General features: G+C 64.5%; 12 protein-coding genes. All 12 read left to right on the plus strand.

The window, feature by feature from the left end:
- Positions 1 to 129: 129 nt before the first annotated feature.
- The 12 genes from D2V17_RS14805 to D2V17_RS14860 all read left to right on the plus strand — a co-directional run bounded on the left by D2V17_RS14805 (position 130) and on the right by D2V17_RS14860 (position 14,127).
- On the plus strand, positions 130 to 516 hold the full coding sequence (locus D2V17_RS14805) for a DUF6152 family protein (RefSeq protein ID WP_119593578.1): 387 nt from the start codon (positions 130 to 132) through the stop codon (positions 514 to 516).
- Between the two features lie 71 nt (positions 517 to 587).
- Positions 588 to 1,397 (plus strand): hypothetical protein, encoded by an 810-nt coding sequence (locus D2V17_RS14810; protein ID WP_119593579.1) that lies wholly within the window; start codon positions 588 to 590, stop codon positions 1,395 to 1,397.
- A gap of 239 nt (positions 1,398 to 1,636) precedes the next feature.
- Complete coding sequence (locus D2V17_RS14815; RefSeq protein ID WP_119593657.1) at positions 1,637 to 2,785, plus strand: DUF4185 domain-containing protein; 1,149 nt, start codon at positions 1,637 to 1,639, stop codon at positions 2,783 to 2,785.
- A 60-nt stretch (positions 2,786 to 2,845) separates the two neighbouring features.
- Positions 2,846 to 5,002 carry a thiamine pyrophosphate-dependent enzyme gene (locus D2V17_RS14820; RefSeq protein WP_119593580.1) on the plus strand — a complete coding sequence of 719 codons (2,157 nt, stop codon included), beginning with the start codon at positions 2,846 to 2,848 and terminating at the stop codon, positions 5,000 to 5,002.
- Positions 5,002 to 6,624 carry an indolepyruvate oxidoreductase subunit beta family protein gene (locus tag D2V17_RS14825; RefSeq protein WP_119593581.1) on the plus strand — a complete coding sequence of 541 codons (1,623 nt, stop codon included), beginning with the start codon at positions 5,002 to 5,004 and terminating at the stop codon, positions 6,622 to 6,624. Before D2V17_RS14820 ends, D2V17_RS14825 begins: the two co-directional genes overlap by 1 nt.
- A 68-nt stretch (positions 6,625 to 6,692) precedes the next feature.
- A complete protein-coding gene (locus D2V17_RS14830) occupies positions 6,693 to 7,193 on the plus strand; it encodes a MarR family winged helix-turn-helix transcriptional regulator (protein WP_119593582.1) in 501 nt (166 codons plus the stop codon).
- Positions 7,190 to 7,663: a MarR family winged helix-turn-helix transcriptional regulator gene (locus tag D2V17_RS14835; RefSeq protein ID WP_119593583.1), complete on the plus strand. Its 474-nt coding sequence runs from the start codon at positions 7,190 to 7,192 to the stop codon at positions 7,661 to 7,663. The genes D2V17_RS14830 and D2V17_RS14835 overlap by 4 nt, the downstream gene beginning before the upstream one ends.
- A gap of 87 nt (positions 7,664 to 7,750) precedes the next feature.
- Positions 7,751 to 9,364 carry an ATP-dependent acyl-CoA ligase gene (locus D2V17_RS14840; protein WP_119593658.1) on the plus strand — a complete coding sequence of 538 codons (1,614 nt, stop codon included), beginning with the start codon at positions 7,751 to 7,753 and terminating at the stop codon, positions 9,362 to 9,364.
- Positions 9,361 to 10,533, plus strand: coding sequence for a thiolase family protein (locus tag D2V17_RS14845; protein ID WP_119593584.1), 1,173 nt, complete (start codon positions 9,361 to 9,363; stop codon positions 10,531 to 10,533). Before D2V17_RS14840 ends, D2V17_RS14845 begins: the two co-directional genes overlap by 4 nt.
- Positions 10,530 to 11,744 carry an SDR family NAD(P)-dependent oxidoreductase gene (locus D2V17_RS14850; RefSeq protein WP_119593585.1) on the plus strand — a complete coding sequence of 405 codons (1,215 nt, stop codon included), beginning with the start codon at positions 10,530 to 10,532 and terminating at the stop codon, positions 11,742 to 11,744. The genes D2V17_RS14845 and D2V17_RS14850 overlap by 4 nt, the downstream gene beginning before the upstream one ends.
- Entirely contained in the window at positions 11,741 to 12,559 is an 819-nt protein-coding gene (locus tag D2V17_RS14855; protein ID WP_245978741.1) for a cyclase family protein, read from the plus strand. The genes D2V17_RS14850 and D2V17_RS14855 overlap by 4 nt, the downstream gene beginning before the upstream one ends.
- A 101-nt stretch (positions 12,560 to 12,660) precedes the next feature.
- Complete coding sequence (locus tag D2V17_RS14860; protein ID WP_119593586.1) at positions 12,661 to 14,127, plus strand: APC family permease; 1,467 nt, start codon at positions 12,661 to 12,663, stop codon at positions 14,125 to 14,127.
- The last annotated feature ends 16 nt before the right edge of the window (positions 14,128 to 14,143 follow it).

Genomic DNA, 14,143 nt, shown 5'->3' on the forward strand with positions numbered 1-14,143 from the left:
GGCTTCGGATGGTGGCATTCGTCGAGTAAAAGCAGGTCATCAAGGCGGTGCATCTCAGGAAAGTCTGGATCGCCCTACCTCAAAGATGAGGAGGAGACCGCCTTCAACCCAAATTATGGAGTCGGATGAATGAACACGTTCCAGAAAATCGTATCGGGTCTCGCGCTGACCGCTGCCTCCGGTTTCATGGTGGCCCAGCCCGCCTTTGCCCACCACTCCTTCGCCATGTTCGACCAGACCCAGGTCTCCCAGAAGAGGCAGGCGACGGTTGCCGAGTTCCGCTTCACCAATCCCCACTCCTTCGTGGTGGTCAATGTCAGCGAAGGCGGCAGGTCGACCCGTTACGTGCTGGAATGCAGCAGCGTCAACATGATGACCCACGCCGGCTGGCGGCACAACACGCTCAAGGCGGGCGACAAGGTCGACATCGAATTCTACCCGCTGCGCAACGGCCGTCCGGGCGGCATGCTCAAGACCATCAAGATCCCCGACGGGCGCACGCTGAGCGGCTGGTGAGCCCATCCGAGCAATCCTGAAAAACTGACAATGGGCCCGGCGGCACCGTCCGCCGGGTGGGAGAACCGACCATGCACCTGACCAAATGCGCCCTCATCGCAGCAACAGCCCTGACCTTCGGCGGATGCGCCTCTGTCATGGCGCAGACCTCCGACCCGGCATCGACCGCGGCTCCGGCCACGCAAGCCGCCGAGGCTGCCCACCCCAACATCACCGGTATCTGGGAAATCTGGCCCGATCCCTTCGCGGGCGACGAGAACACTTTCCTCGAACTGCCCGTTCCAGGCGATGGTCCGAAGCTGCGCGAGCCATACGCCACGGAATGGAAGACGCTGCGCGAAGAGCGTGATGCGCTGCTGCGCGCCGGCACCCCGCGCGTCGATCCCAGCACCCAGTGCACACCTGAAGGGATGCCATCGATCATGGGCGCGATCTTCCCGCTCGAAATCCTGCAGACCCCCGGCCGGGTGACCGTGCTTGGCGAGTTCCTCACCCAGACCCGGCGCATCTATCTCGACAAGCCGATGCCCCCGGCCGAGGAACTCAATCCCAACTTCTACGGCTTCTCGACCGGCCACTGGGAAGGTGACACGCTTGTCGTCACCACCAAGGGCGTGAAGGAAGATACCGAATTCTTCGAAATCCCGCACACGACAAACATGGTCATAACCGAACGGATCCGCCTGACCGGGCCCGACCTGCTGGAAAACGAGATCACCATCGAGGATCCGGAACGCCTGCTGGAACCCTACACCTTCACCTACGGCTACCGCCGCAATCCGGACTACGTGATCCAGGAGTATTTCTGCGAGCCGGAAGATCCCCTGTTGAAGTTCAACGAGGACGGCACGGTCGAAATGAAGACCGGGGAAGACTTCTAGCCACCAGCTTGGTCCGCGCAGTGAACAGCTCTTTCCTCCCGCGCTGCGCGGGCCATCCATCAGGATATATCGCAATGCACAGACGCGCCTTTTTGATCGGGAGCGCGGCATGCGCTCTTGCGACTTCTTTCGCTGTCGGCGGTTGCACGACAGTCTCACCGACCTCACCGCTCGCGCTTGCTGCGAGGCCCGATCCCGCCACCCTCACCCGCCTCGGCGGCCTCGGCGACGGGTACAAGATGACCCAGATGGCCAACGGCACGCAGCTTGTCGTCGTCAACGATGGGACCGGCTGGGCCCAGCCGCCCGCCACGCTTTTCAGCACCCGGATCTGGACGATGACAGGCCAGCCGCCTGCACCCGCATTTGCGCAGCTTGGCGGCTATCCGGTGGTCGATCACGGCAGCAGACCCGAAACCGCACCGAGCTACTACGGACACAGCGTTCTCGCCGTCGGCGACACGATCTACCAGTTTCTCTCGACGCTCGATCAGGCGGAAGATCGGCCCCGGCACTGGACCGGCGCCAAGCTGATCGTGTCACCCGATGGCGGCGCCACATGGCAGAACAGCGACGGGTCGGCCCCGGTCGTGTGGGAGGATTTTGCTGATCAATCGCGCGAGACGCTGGCCTTCTTTAACGAGCCGGGTGGTGCCTTCTCGCTGGTTTCGTTCCTCCAGATGGGGCCCGGCTATCGCGAGAACCGCGACGGTTTCGTCTATATCTATGGCCTGAACGGCAGTGTCGACGGGCTGATGAACCAGCTGATGCTGGCCCGCGTGCCGAAAGACCGGGTCGCCCAGCGCGCAGACTATGAATACTTCTCCGGTCTCTCGGCAGATGGCACCGCGCGCTGGTCTGCCGATATCGCCGCACGCCAACCCGTGCACGAGTTCCCCCTCGGCTGGGTAAACTACACGAACCTGTTTCCGGGCGACCTCGTGGTCGAATCCTGGCTGCCCAGTGTGGTGTGGAACGAAGCCCTCGGACAATACATGATGGCCGCCGCCGGCATCGGCAACGCGCCCGACGGCACCGAATTCGGCAAGCCAAGCTACCTCGGCATTTATCTCTCCGATCACCCATGGGGCCCGTGGAAGCAGGTGCATGAGGACAAGGCCTGGACGCCGGGCGGCGTCTCGACAGCCCGGGCCTACTCGCCGCAGATCGCACCGGGCTGGCTCGCACCGGATGGCAAGTCGTTCTGGCTCATCTGGGCCGATCTCGCCGGCCTTCGCAAGTACGGCGAGGACGGCGATCTGATCGAAGCCGAGATGGGCGCAGCTGCCACCCCGCAGGAACGCAGCGAAATCGAGGCAGACATCCTCAGGCGCTACCTTCCCGGCTTTTCCATGAACGCACAGCGAATTGATCTGACCACCGACTGACCGGCATTTGACTCTATTTACCCCTCAATATATGCATGTGCATATAAATAGGAGTATTCGATGGCCGAGAGATCGTTTGCCAGGGAAGTCGAGCATCTGCGGCTCGGCGAGGGCGAGGAATTCAAGGGTGAGGCGATCCTGGCGATCACCAAGGGCCTGCTGCAGTCGGGGGTGTCCTACGTCGGCGGCTATCAGGGTTCGCCCATCTCCCACCTGATGGACGTGCTGTCCGATGCGCAGGACATCCTCGGCGAGCTTGGCGTCAACTATCAAAGCTCCGCCAGCGAGGCGACGGCAGCGGCCATGCTCTCGGCATCGGTCATGTATCCGTTGCGCGGGGCTGTCGCGTGGAAATCCACGGTGGGCACCAATGTCGCGTCCGATGCACTGGCCAATCTTTCCTCCGGCGGTGTGACCGGCGGCGCGATGGTGATCATCGGGGAGGACTACGGCGAAGGCTCCTCCATCATGCAGGAGCGCACCCACGCCTTCGCGATGAAGTCGCAAATGTGGCTGCTCGACCCGAGGCCCGATCACACCCGCATCGTCGACCTGATCGAAAAGGGCTTCGAGCTGTCGGAAGCCTCGAACACTCCGGTGATGCTGGAGGTGCGCGTGCGGACCTGCCACATGCACGGCAGCTTCATTGCCAAGGACAATGTCCGCCCCGCCTTCACGCTCGACGATGCCCTCAACGAGCCGCGCCGCGATCTCGACCGGATCGTGCTGCCCCCAGCCGCCTACGAGCACGAGCAGGAGAAGATCCACAAGCGCCTGCCCGCCGCGATCGCGTTCATAAAAGAGCACAGGCTCAACGAGTTCCTTGGCCCCGAAGAAGGCAAGACCGGCATCATCCTGCAGGGCGGGATGTACAACAACGTGATCCGCGCGCTGCAATATCTCGGCCTGTCGGATGCTTACGGCAACACGCAGGTGCCGCTCTATGTGATGAACGTGACCTACCCCGTCATCGACAGCGAACTGACGGCTTTCGCGCGCGGCAAGGATGCCGTGCTGATGGTGGAGGAAGGCCAGCCCGAATATCTCGAACAGTCGCTCAGCACCGTGCTGCGCCGCGCCGGGATCGACACGCGCATCCACGGCAAGGACGTGCTGCCGATGGGCGGCGACTATTCGGTCGAAGCCTTGCTCGAAGGGTTCGAGGCCTTCTTCGAACAGGAGGACAGCCACGCGCTGGGCAACCGGCCGCCCCGGCCCGATGCCCGCCCTGTTCTGGCGCAACCCGCGGTGCAAAACCTCAAGAACGTCGTGCCTTCGCGCCCGCCGGGCCTGTGTACCGGATGCCCGGAGCGGCCGATCTTCGCGGCGATGAAGATGGTCAATCAGGAACTGGGCGACCACCACGTCGCCGCCGATATCGGCTGCCACCTGTTCTCGATCCTGCCGCCGTTCAATCTGGGCACCACCACCATGGGCTTTGGCCTTGGCGCCGCATCTGCCTCGGCGTTCAGCAAGTCGACCGGCAAGCGCTCCATCGCGGTGATGGGCGATGGCGGGTTCTGGCACAATGGCCTCACCAGCGGCATCGGCAACGCGGTGTACAACAAGCACGACGGCGTCTTCGTCATCGTCGACAACTTCTATTCCTCGGCCACCGGCGGCCAGGACATCCTGTCCTCTCGCGCGAACAACAAGACGCGCAACACCGGGAACCCCATCGACAGGGCGGTGAAGGGCATCGGCGCGAAATGGGTGCGCGAGGTCGATCGCACCTACGACGTCGGCAAGATGAAGCAGGTCCTGACCGAAGCCCTCACGACTGAGGAAGAAGGACCCAAGATCATCATCGCCTCGTCCGAATGCATGCTCAACAAGCAGCGCCGGGTAAGGCCGATCGAGGCCAGGGCGATCAAGGACGGCCAGCGCGTGGTGAAACAACGCTTCGGCGTGGACGAGGATGTGTGCACCGGCGATCATGCCTGCATCCGCCTGTCGGGCTGCCCCTCGCTTTCGGTAAAGTACCTCGACGATCCGCTGCGCGACGATCCGGTGGCGGCAATCGACAACAGCTGCGTGGGCTGCGGCAACTGCGGCGAGGTGTCGGAGGCGGCGATCCTGTGCCCCTCGTTCTACCGCGCCGACATCATCAACAATCCAAGCTGGTGGGACCGCCTAAAACACCGCGCTTCGATGGCGCTGATCGGGATGCTGCAGGCCCGCCGCGATCGCCGCCGGCTGCAGGTGGAGTTCGCCTGATGCGCGACGAAACAGTGAAACTGCGCCTCGACGCAGCAGGCGAAGCAACCGAGCGTCCGATCTCCATCGCCATTGTCGCCATGGGCGGACAGGGCGGCGGGGTGCTAACCGGGTGGATCGTGCAACTGGCCGAGAATGCCGGCTGGGTGGCGCAATCGACCTCGGTGCCGGGCGTTGCCCAGCGCACCGGCGCCACGATCTACTACGTCGAAATGATGCAGCCGCGCGAAGGCAAGCGCCCCATCCTCGCGCAGATGCCGACGCCGGGCGATGTCGACGTGGTCCTCGCCTCCGAGTTCGTGGAAGCGGGCCGCTCGATCCTGCGCGGCATCGTCACGCCAGAGCGCACGACCCTCATCGCGTCGAGCCACCGCACCTTCGCGATCTCCGAAAAGAGCGCACCGGGCGAAGGCATCGCCGATGCCGGTGCGATTGACGAAGCCGTCGGGGTCACCGCCCACCACAGCATCATCTTCGACATGAACGCGCTGGCCGTGGCCAATGGCAGTGTGATTTCCTCCGCCATGTTCGGCGCGCTGGCCGCATCCGGCCGGCTGCCGTTCGACCGCGCCGCCTACCACGACGTGATCAAGGGCTGCGGCAAAGGTGTCGACGCCAGCATTCGGGCCTTCGATGCGGCTTTCGCGCGCGCGGAGGATGGTCCGGCCGATGGAGTTGCGGAGAAGCCAGCCAGCCCAACCATCGCGCCGACCGCTCTCGCCCCCGGCGCACAGCCCGAAGAGGAGAGGAAGGTACCCTCCGGTGCAGGCCTGCCACGACGCGGTTCGCCGGAAATTGCAAAGCTGCTGGAGCGGATCGAGACGACGCTTTCGGTTCAGGCCTGGCCCCTCGCTCGTTCCGGTCTGGCGAAGGTCGTGGACTTTCAGGATCTGGATTACGGCGCGGAATATCTGAGCGAGCTGGAGGCGATCCAGGCGGTCGATCTGAAGGCTGGCGGCGAAGCGCGCGGGTTCGAACTAACCGTGCAAGCGGCCAAGTATATCGCCAATGCCATGGTATACGACGATATCGTGCGCGTGGCCGATCTCAAGACCCGCACCGCCCGGCATGGCCGCATCGGCAAGGAAATCGGCCTGCGCGAAGGCCAGATGTTCGGCACGACCGAGTATATGCACCCGCGCATGGAGGAGATCGCCGGGCTGCTTCCGGCAGGCCTGGCGGATTGGCTCATGGCTCGCCCGCGACTGTTCGGCTGGCTCGACCGGAGGGTCAGCAAGGGCCGCCGGGTGCGCACCTATTCGCCAGGCTGGTTCATCGCGCTCTACGTGACGGGCGGCCTGCGCTGGCTGCGTCGCTCGTCGCTGCGCCACCGCGAAGAATCCGCACACCGGCACGAGTGGCTGACACTCGCAACCGAACTGGCGCTGCGTGATTATGACCTCGGCGTCGAAGTCGTGCGCTGCCAGCGGCTCATCAAGGGCTATTCCGACACCCATGCGCGCGGCCTTTCCAAGTTTGCCATGGTCACCGGCGAGATCCGCCGTATTGCCGACCGCGACGACGCGGCCGACTGGGCCCGGCGGCTGCGCGAAACGGCAATCAAGGAAGGTGAGGGCGGCGACTTGGAGGGGCTCATCCGGACCATTCGCAGCTTTGCCTGACCGGCAATAGCAGCGTGAGATCCCGGTGGGACATGACAAATGCACCAAGATCGATACGGGTGGATTGCATGACCGCCCATGAAGACAACTCGGCCCGACATTCCGGCCCGTCACCATCGCGCAACTTGCAAAGCCGGGCGTGGAATGCGGTGCTTGACCTGCACGGCACCCTTTTCGCGCGCCTGAACGGCATGATGGTCAGGGATTTCGGGATTTCGCTCGCCAAGTACGATGTGCTGGCGCAACTCCAGACGGCCCCCGATGGGATGACGCAGGGCGAACTGTCACGGCGGCTGAAAGTGACCGGCGGGAATGTCAGCGGCCTTGTACGCCGTATGGCCGCCGAAAACCTGATCGCACGGGAGGCAGCACCGACCGATCGCCGGGCCGTGATCGTTCGGCTGACGGCCAATGGCCGCGATACCTTCCTTGCCGCGCAGGCGCATCACGATGCCTTGCTGGGCGAATGGCTGGGGGATGTTCCCGATGCGAGCCTGCAGGAGGTTTGCCAACAGCTGGCCGCGCTCAAGGCCTGCGTCGACAAGGCCGATAAGGTGCACGAAAAATGACTGCTTCCCCTCCCCTCCCCGGCTCGCAGGAAGAGCTTGAGACCTATCTGCCCTATCTGGTGAATCGGCTGGCCAATCTCGGGCAACCCGTGCAAAATCGGCTGTTGGCGCAAAGCGGCGCCAACCTCGTCAGCCTGCGCGCGCTGTCGATCCTGCACATCGAGGATGGGCTCACCATCAACGAGATCGCGGCGCGTACATTCATGGAGCAATCCACCACCAGCCGCGCCATCGACGCGATGGTTGCGCAGGGTCTGGTGGAACGGCGGATGCCCGACCACGACCAGCGGCGACGCGAGATTATGCTGCTTCCCGCCGGTCGCGAGCGATTGCAGCAGGGCTGGCCTTCCATGGCAGCATATTTCGAGGCCCTGTGCGATGGCATGGACGCAAAAGAGCGAACCCTGGTGCGCAAGGCACTGATCAAGATGCTGGCGAACCTCGACAGGATGCGCAGCGCACCGGTCTAGCGCTCACATTAGCTGCCCTCGCACGATTGACTCACAATACTATATATATAAACATCTGCACATGCATATAAACCGTACGGACCGATGATGAGCGAGCAGACTGTATTCGAGCGCTTCAGCGCGTCGGCGGAGAAATGGTCCGACAAGCCGTTCCTCAACGTTCTTCCTGAAACCGCAGAGATCTACGCAATTGCGCCAGGTGAGATCAGCTATCGGGAGATGATGGACCGCGTTTTGGCGCGCAGGCAGGCTCTGCAGGCTGCCGGGGTGGGCCATGCAACACGCGTTGGCCTGTTGCTGCACAATCGCCCCGAGTTCATCGAGATCTGGTTCGCGGTCAATGCGCTCGGCGGATCGGTCGTGCCGATCAACCCGGACCTGCGCCGCAGCGAGCTCGAATATCTGATCGAGCATTCCGAAATGGCCGCCGCCTTCGTGACACCCGACCGGATCGACGACATTGCCGAAGCGGCGAGGTCCGTGGGGAGCCCGCTTCAGCCGGTCTCGCCCGACCAAACCCCGCCGCCGATTGACCAACAGCCGGCCAAGGACGCCGAGAATCCCGCTCGGCGGGAAGCCGCCCTGCTCTACACTTCCGGCACAACCGGCAAGCCGAAGGGTTGCATGCTCAGCAACAGCTATTTCCTGCATTCGGGCGACTGGTATCGCGATGTCGGCGGGCTGATATCGCTGCGCTACGGCACCGAGCGGATGCTCACCCCGCTGCCGCTGTTCCACATGAACGCCATGGCCGTGTCGGTGATAGGAATGCTCACCATGGGCGGATGTCTGACCGTTCTTGATCGCTTCCACCCCTCAACCTGGTGGGATTCGGTGCGGCGCAGCAAGGCGACCTGCCTGCATTATCTGGGCGTGATGCCGGCCATCCTCATGAAGGCACCGCCCTCACCGGCCGACCGTGACCACAATGTCCGCTTCGGCTTTGGCGCGGGCATACCATCAGAACTTCATGCCGCCTTCGAACAGCGTTACGGTTTTCCTTTGACCGAGGCATGGGCGATGACGGAAACCGGCAGTGGCGGTGTGATCTGCGCGCATCGTGAACCGCGCAAGATCGGCACCCATTGTTTCGGTCGCCCGACCAGCGAAGTGGAGATCAGGATCGTCGACGAGAACGATTGCGATGTCGTTGGCGATGCACCGGGCGAACTGCTCGTCCGGCGTGCAGGTGATGATCCGCGTTATGGCTTCTTTCGCGAATATCTGAAGAACCCGGAGGCGACGGCCGAAGCCTGGGCTGGCGGCTGGTTTCACACCGGCGACATCGTCTCGCGCGACGAGGACGGCGACCTCCACTTCGTGGACCGCAAGAAGAACGTCATCCGCCGCTCGGGCGAGAACATTGCGGCGGTCGAAGTGGAGACGATCCTCGCCAAGCATCCCGCAATACGCGAAGTCGCTGTCGCCGCCACGCCCGACGCGATCCGGGGCGACGAAGTTGCGGCACTGATCGTCGCGGAGCCCGGCAAAGCCGACCGGCAGACCGCCGAAGCCATCGCCAGCTGGGCGCTGGCCGAAATGGCTTACTACAAGGTGCCCGGCTGGATCGGCTTCGTCGACAGCCTCCCGCGCACCCCCACGGAAAAGATCCTGCGGGCCGCTCTCAAGGACTTGGTAGCAAACGAAATGGCAGCCGGATCGATGCACGACACCCGCGGCTTCAAGAAGCGCAACGGATGAGGCGCAGGCCCGCCCCATACGACAACGTCGCGGTCTGCGCGCCGGTGACCGTGCCCTATCAGCGCTTCTCCAACGAGACCGCGCACTGGTGGGCCGGAGCCGCGCTTCGCCAGCTGCGCGACACCATGGGACTGACACCGCGCGACGTCGACGGCTTCTGCTTCGCCAGCTTCACTGCCGGGCCGGACAGCGCCGTCGGCATGGTCCAGCATCTGGGGCTCACGCCGCGCTGGCTTGACCACCTGCCCACCGGCGGAGCGAGCGGGGTGATGGCGCTTCGCCGCGCCGCGCGGGCCGTCCAGTGCGGCGATGCGGAACTGGTGGTCTGCCTGGCTGCGGACGCCAATGCCATCGACAGCTTCCGCCACGGCCTCGCGAACTTCTCGCGCTTCTCGCAGGACGCCGTCTATCCCTATGGCTTCGGCGGGCCGAACGCGACCTTCGCCCTGATCACCGATACCTACATGCGCGAATATGGCGTGACCCGCGAGGACTTCGGCAAGCTCTGTGTCGCACAGCGCGCCAATGCGGGATCGAATCCGCTGGCCCTGCAACGCAAGCCTCTGACCATGGACGCCTATCTGGACGCACGGCCGATTGCCGATCCGATCCACCTGTTCGATTGCGTCATGCCCTGCGCCGGGGCCGAAGCTTTCATCGTGACCACGCCCGAAATCGCCCAACGACGCGGCCTGCCAGCCGCAAGCGTTCTGGCCACGATCGAGCGCCACAACGCCTTTCCCGAGGATCCGGTCCAACTGCGCGGCGGCTGGGCGATGGACATCGACAGCTTCTGGACTGCCGCCGGCATAAGGCCAGCCGATGTCGATTGCCTGCAGGTCTATGACGACTACCCCGTCATTGTCGCCATGCAGATCGAAGACCTGGGCTTTTGCCCCAAGGGCGCGGTGCATAAGATGATCCGCCAGACCGATTTCACGATCGCGGGCGACCTCCCGCTCAACACCAACGGCGGCCAGCTTTCCGCCGGTCAGGCCGGGGCCGCAGGCGGCTTTCAGAACCTGACCGAAGGGCTGCGCCAGATCCTGCACCAACCGCTGGGCGAGCAGGTCCCCGATGCGGAGATCGCGCTCGTCTCGGGCTTCGGCCTTGTGAATTACGACCGCGGCGTCTGCACCGGCGCGGCAGCTTTGAAGGCGCTGCGATGAGCGCCCGCCCCCCGAAGGAAACGCGCGATCCGCTGGCCCGCAAGAAGGCGCGCCATGTCGCGCCGGGCAAGCGCAGCCGCGCCATGCATGCGCTCTCGGCGCGGGCGGCGCAGGGGCGCTTCGTCCTTCAGGTCTGCACCGATTGCGGCACGGCGACCTATCCCCCGCGCGAGGCCTGTCCGAACTGCTGGGGCAAACTCGCCTGGCAAGACCAGCCCACCGGCGCCGAGGTGCTGTGCGAGACGGAAATTCGCGTCTCCACCGACCTTTATTTCCGCGATCACCTGCCATGGCGGATGGGCAAGGTTGCGCTCGATGCAGGGCCGGTGGCGCTGGTGCATCTGCACCGGTCACTCACGCCGGGCGACCGCGCCGTGATCCGCACCATGCTCGACCGGGGCGGCAATGCCGCCCTGTTTGCCCTGCCGCCCTCAGGAGAGATCGACATGACCGATCCACAATTGCGCGAATTCGTTGTCCCTATCGTGGGCAAAACCGTGCTCGTCAGCGATGCCCGCAGCGCCATTGGTCTCGCGGTCGTCAAGGCGCTGCACGAGGCCGGTGCGGCGCTGGTCGTTGCTGGCATGGCGCCGCCCGATCGCGCGCTCGGCGCGGGTGCGGAGATCCTCTCGCGGGAGGGCGTGCAGCAAGTGCCGCTCGACATCGCAGACCAGGGCAGCGTGATGGAAGCGCTGAGCAAGATCGGCGGCCCGCTCGACATCGTGATCAACACCGCGCGCCATGTTCGTGCGGGCGGGGTCAGCGCCAATGCCAATCTGGTCGAACAACGCCGGGCCTTCGATGTGGCCGCGATGGGCCTTTCACGACTGGCGCAGGCCACCGGACCGATGCTGGCAGGCCGCCCCAATGGCGCGTTCGTCGATCTTATTTCCAGCGACGCTCTGGCGGGGTCTGCCAGCCATGCGGGTTTCGCTGCCGCCGAAGCCGCTCGGCTGGCGCTGCTGCAAGCCTTCCGCGCCGAAATGCGCGACGCCGGGGTGCGCGTGATGGCGGTCTTCACCGGCCCGGTCGAAGACGAACATCACCAGCGCGTGCCCCCGCCGAAAGTCGCGCCGGGACGGATCGCGCGCAGCATCGTCGAGGCGCTGACCCAAGGCCACGAACAGACCTGCGTCGGCGACGTCGCGCAGGATGCGATGGCCCGCTGGCTGGAAAAACCGGCCCTCTATGCAAGGGAGAAGAACCTGTGACGACCACCGCACCGAAACCCGAAACGACCCGCGGCGCGCTTGCCGGGATGGTCGCCGAACTCGCCAGCGGCGCGATCCGTGTCGTCGACCTCACCAATGTGCTGTCGAGCGACTTTCCGGTCATCGTCCTGCCGTCCGAATATGGCCAGTGCGAGCCGTTCCGCATGGAGACGGTGTCGCGCTACGACGGCAACGGTCCGGCATGGTACTGGAACAACATCTCGATGAACGAGCACACCGGCACCCATTTCGATGCGCCGGCGCACTGGGTGACCGGGCGCGACATCGCCAATGGCACGGTCGATGCGATCCCGCCGGAGGATTTCATCCACCCCGCCGTGGTGATCGACATTGCCGAAGAAGCAGCGGCGGATGAGGACTTCATCGTGACGCGCGCATTTCTGGAAGAGTGGGAAGCGCAAAACGGCCGGATCGAACCCCGCCACTGGATCCTCCTGCGCTCAAACTGGGCGAAGCGGGTGGGCACACTGTCCTACCTCAACCTCAAGGACGACGGCGCGCATTCGCCGGGCCCCGATGCAGGCGCCATGCGCTTCCTCGTGAACGAGCGCGACTGCATCGGACTTGGGGTGGAAACGGTCGGGACCGACGCCGGACAGGCCTCGCTGTTCGACGAGCCCCTGCCCGCCCACTCGATCCTTCACGGCAATGGCCGATATGGCCTGCAATGCCTGACCAACCTCGATGAACTGCCGACGCGCGGCGCGGTGATCGTTGCCAGCCCGCTCAAGATAAAGGGCGGCTCGGGCAGCCCTCTGCGGGTGATCGCCATGGTCCCCTCCCACCCCGACTGAGGTCTTCTGGCCGAAAATAGCATCTATCGCGCAATGCCCGCACTGCCGGTCAGACAGCGCAACCGGCACAAATATAATATCGGGAGGCACTGACAACAATCATGAGCGACGGGGCAGCACAGGCAGAGAATAGCGGCGGGCTCATCAAGGGTTTGCTCGGCACCGGCGACATCATCTTCATGATCCTTGCCTGTGCCGCGCCGATGGGCGTGCTGGCGGGCATCATTCCACTGGCGCTCGCCTTCGGCAACGGCCCCGGAATGCCGGGCACCCAGCTGCTGGTGTGCGGCGTGATGCTGCTGTTTGCGATGGGCTATGTGCGGATGATCCCGCATGTCCGCAATGCCGGGGCCTTCTATGCCTATATCGCGCACAGCCTCAACAAGGAGGCCGGCGTCGCCGCTGCCTATGTCGCGGTCACCGCCTATATCTGCGCCGCCGCATCGGTGCTCGGGGCCATGGCCTTCTTTGCCGCCGACCTGCTGGAGACAGCCCTCGGTATCGCCACGCGCTGGGAAATCTGGGCGGCGCTTGGCATCGGGATCGTCGCCTGGCTCGGCTATCACAAGATCACGCTGGCGGCGAAGGTACTGGCCGTCGCCCTGCTGCTCGAAGTCGGCCTGATCATCGTACTCGATGCTCTGATCCTCTGGGACGTCGGGTTTGCGGGGCTCGACTTTACGAGCTTCACCCCGGGCGCCATCTTCGCGCCGGGCCTCGGCATTGCGCTGATCTACGCCATCAACGGCTGCATCGGCTTCGAAGCGACCGCGATCTATCAGGAGGAAGCGCGCGACCGCGAGCGCACCATCCCGCGCGCGACCTACGGCGCGATCCTGCTGCTCGGTACCTTCTACGTGCTGTCGTCATGGTGTCTGGTGCTGGCGCTCGGGCACGAGAACGTTCAGGCCGCCGCCGCCGCAGATCCGGGGCGGCTGGTCAGCGGCATCACCATGCAGCATCTCGGCACGTTCGGGCGTGACGCGCTGAACCTGCTGACCGTCACCAGCCTGTTCGCCGCCGCGCTCGGCTTCTTCAACAATATCGCCCGCTATTTCTTCGCCCTGTCGCGCGACGGCCTGCTGCCTGCGAAGCTGGGGCTCATTCACCCGGTCCATGGCTCGCCCTACAAGGCCTGTTTGCTGCTGGCCGTCGTACTCGGCACCATCATCGGTCTGTTCGCACTGGCCGGGCTCGATCCGCTGCTCAGCCTGACGACGAGCCTTTCCTCGATGGGCGCGGTCGGGCTGGAGATCCTGCTGGCCGCCACCTCGCTGGCGATTCCGTTCTATTTCTTCCGTCGGCGCGAGATCACCTTCGGCAAGGTCTGGGCACCCCTGCTGGCCGGAATCATCATCTCCATCATCACCGCGCTTTCGCTGGCGAACTACTCCGCCCTTACCGGCACCGATCTCGTGATCGTCAACAGCCTGCCGATCCTGTTCGTCTTCCTCATCGCCGCCGGCTTGCTGCACGGCGCGTGGCTGCGCCGCTCACGCCCGCAGGTCTATGCGCAGATCGGTGCGACCCATGTCGAAGGCGAACCGCCGGCCACCTCGGCAACCTAACCTCCAGCCTTCAGGA

The organism is Aurantiacibacter xanthus (assembly GCF_003584015.1).
GTDB lineage: Bacteria > Pseudomonadota > Alphaproteobacteria > Sphingomonadales > Sphingomonadaceae > Alteraurantiacibacter > Alteraurantiacibacter xanthus.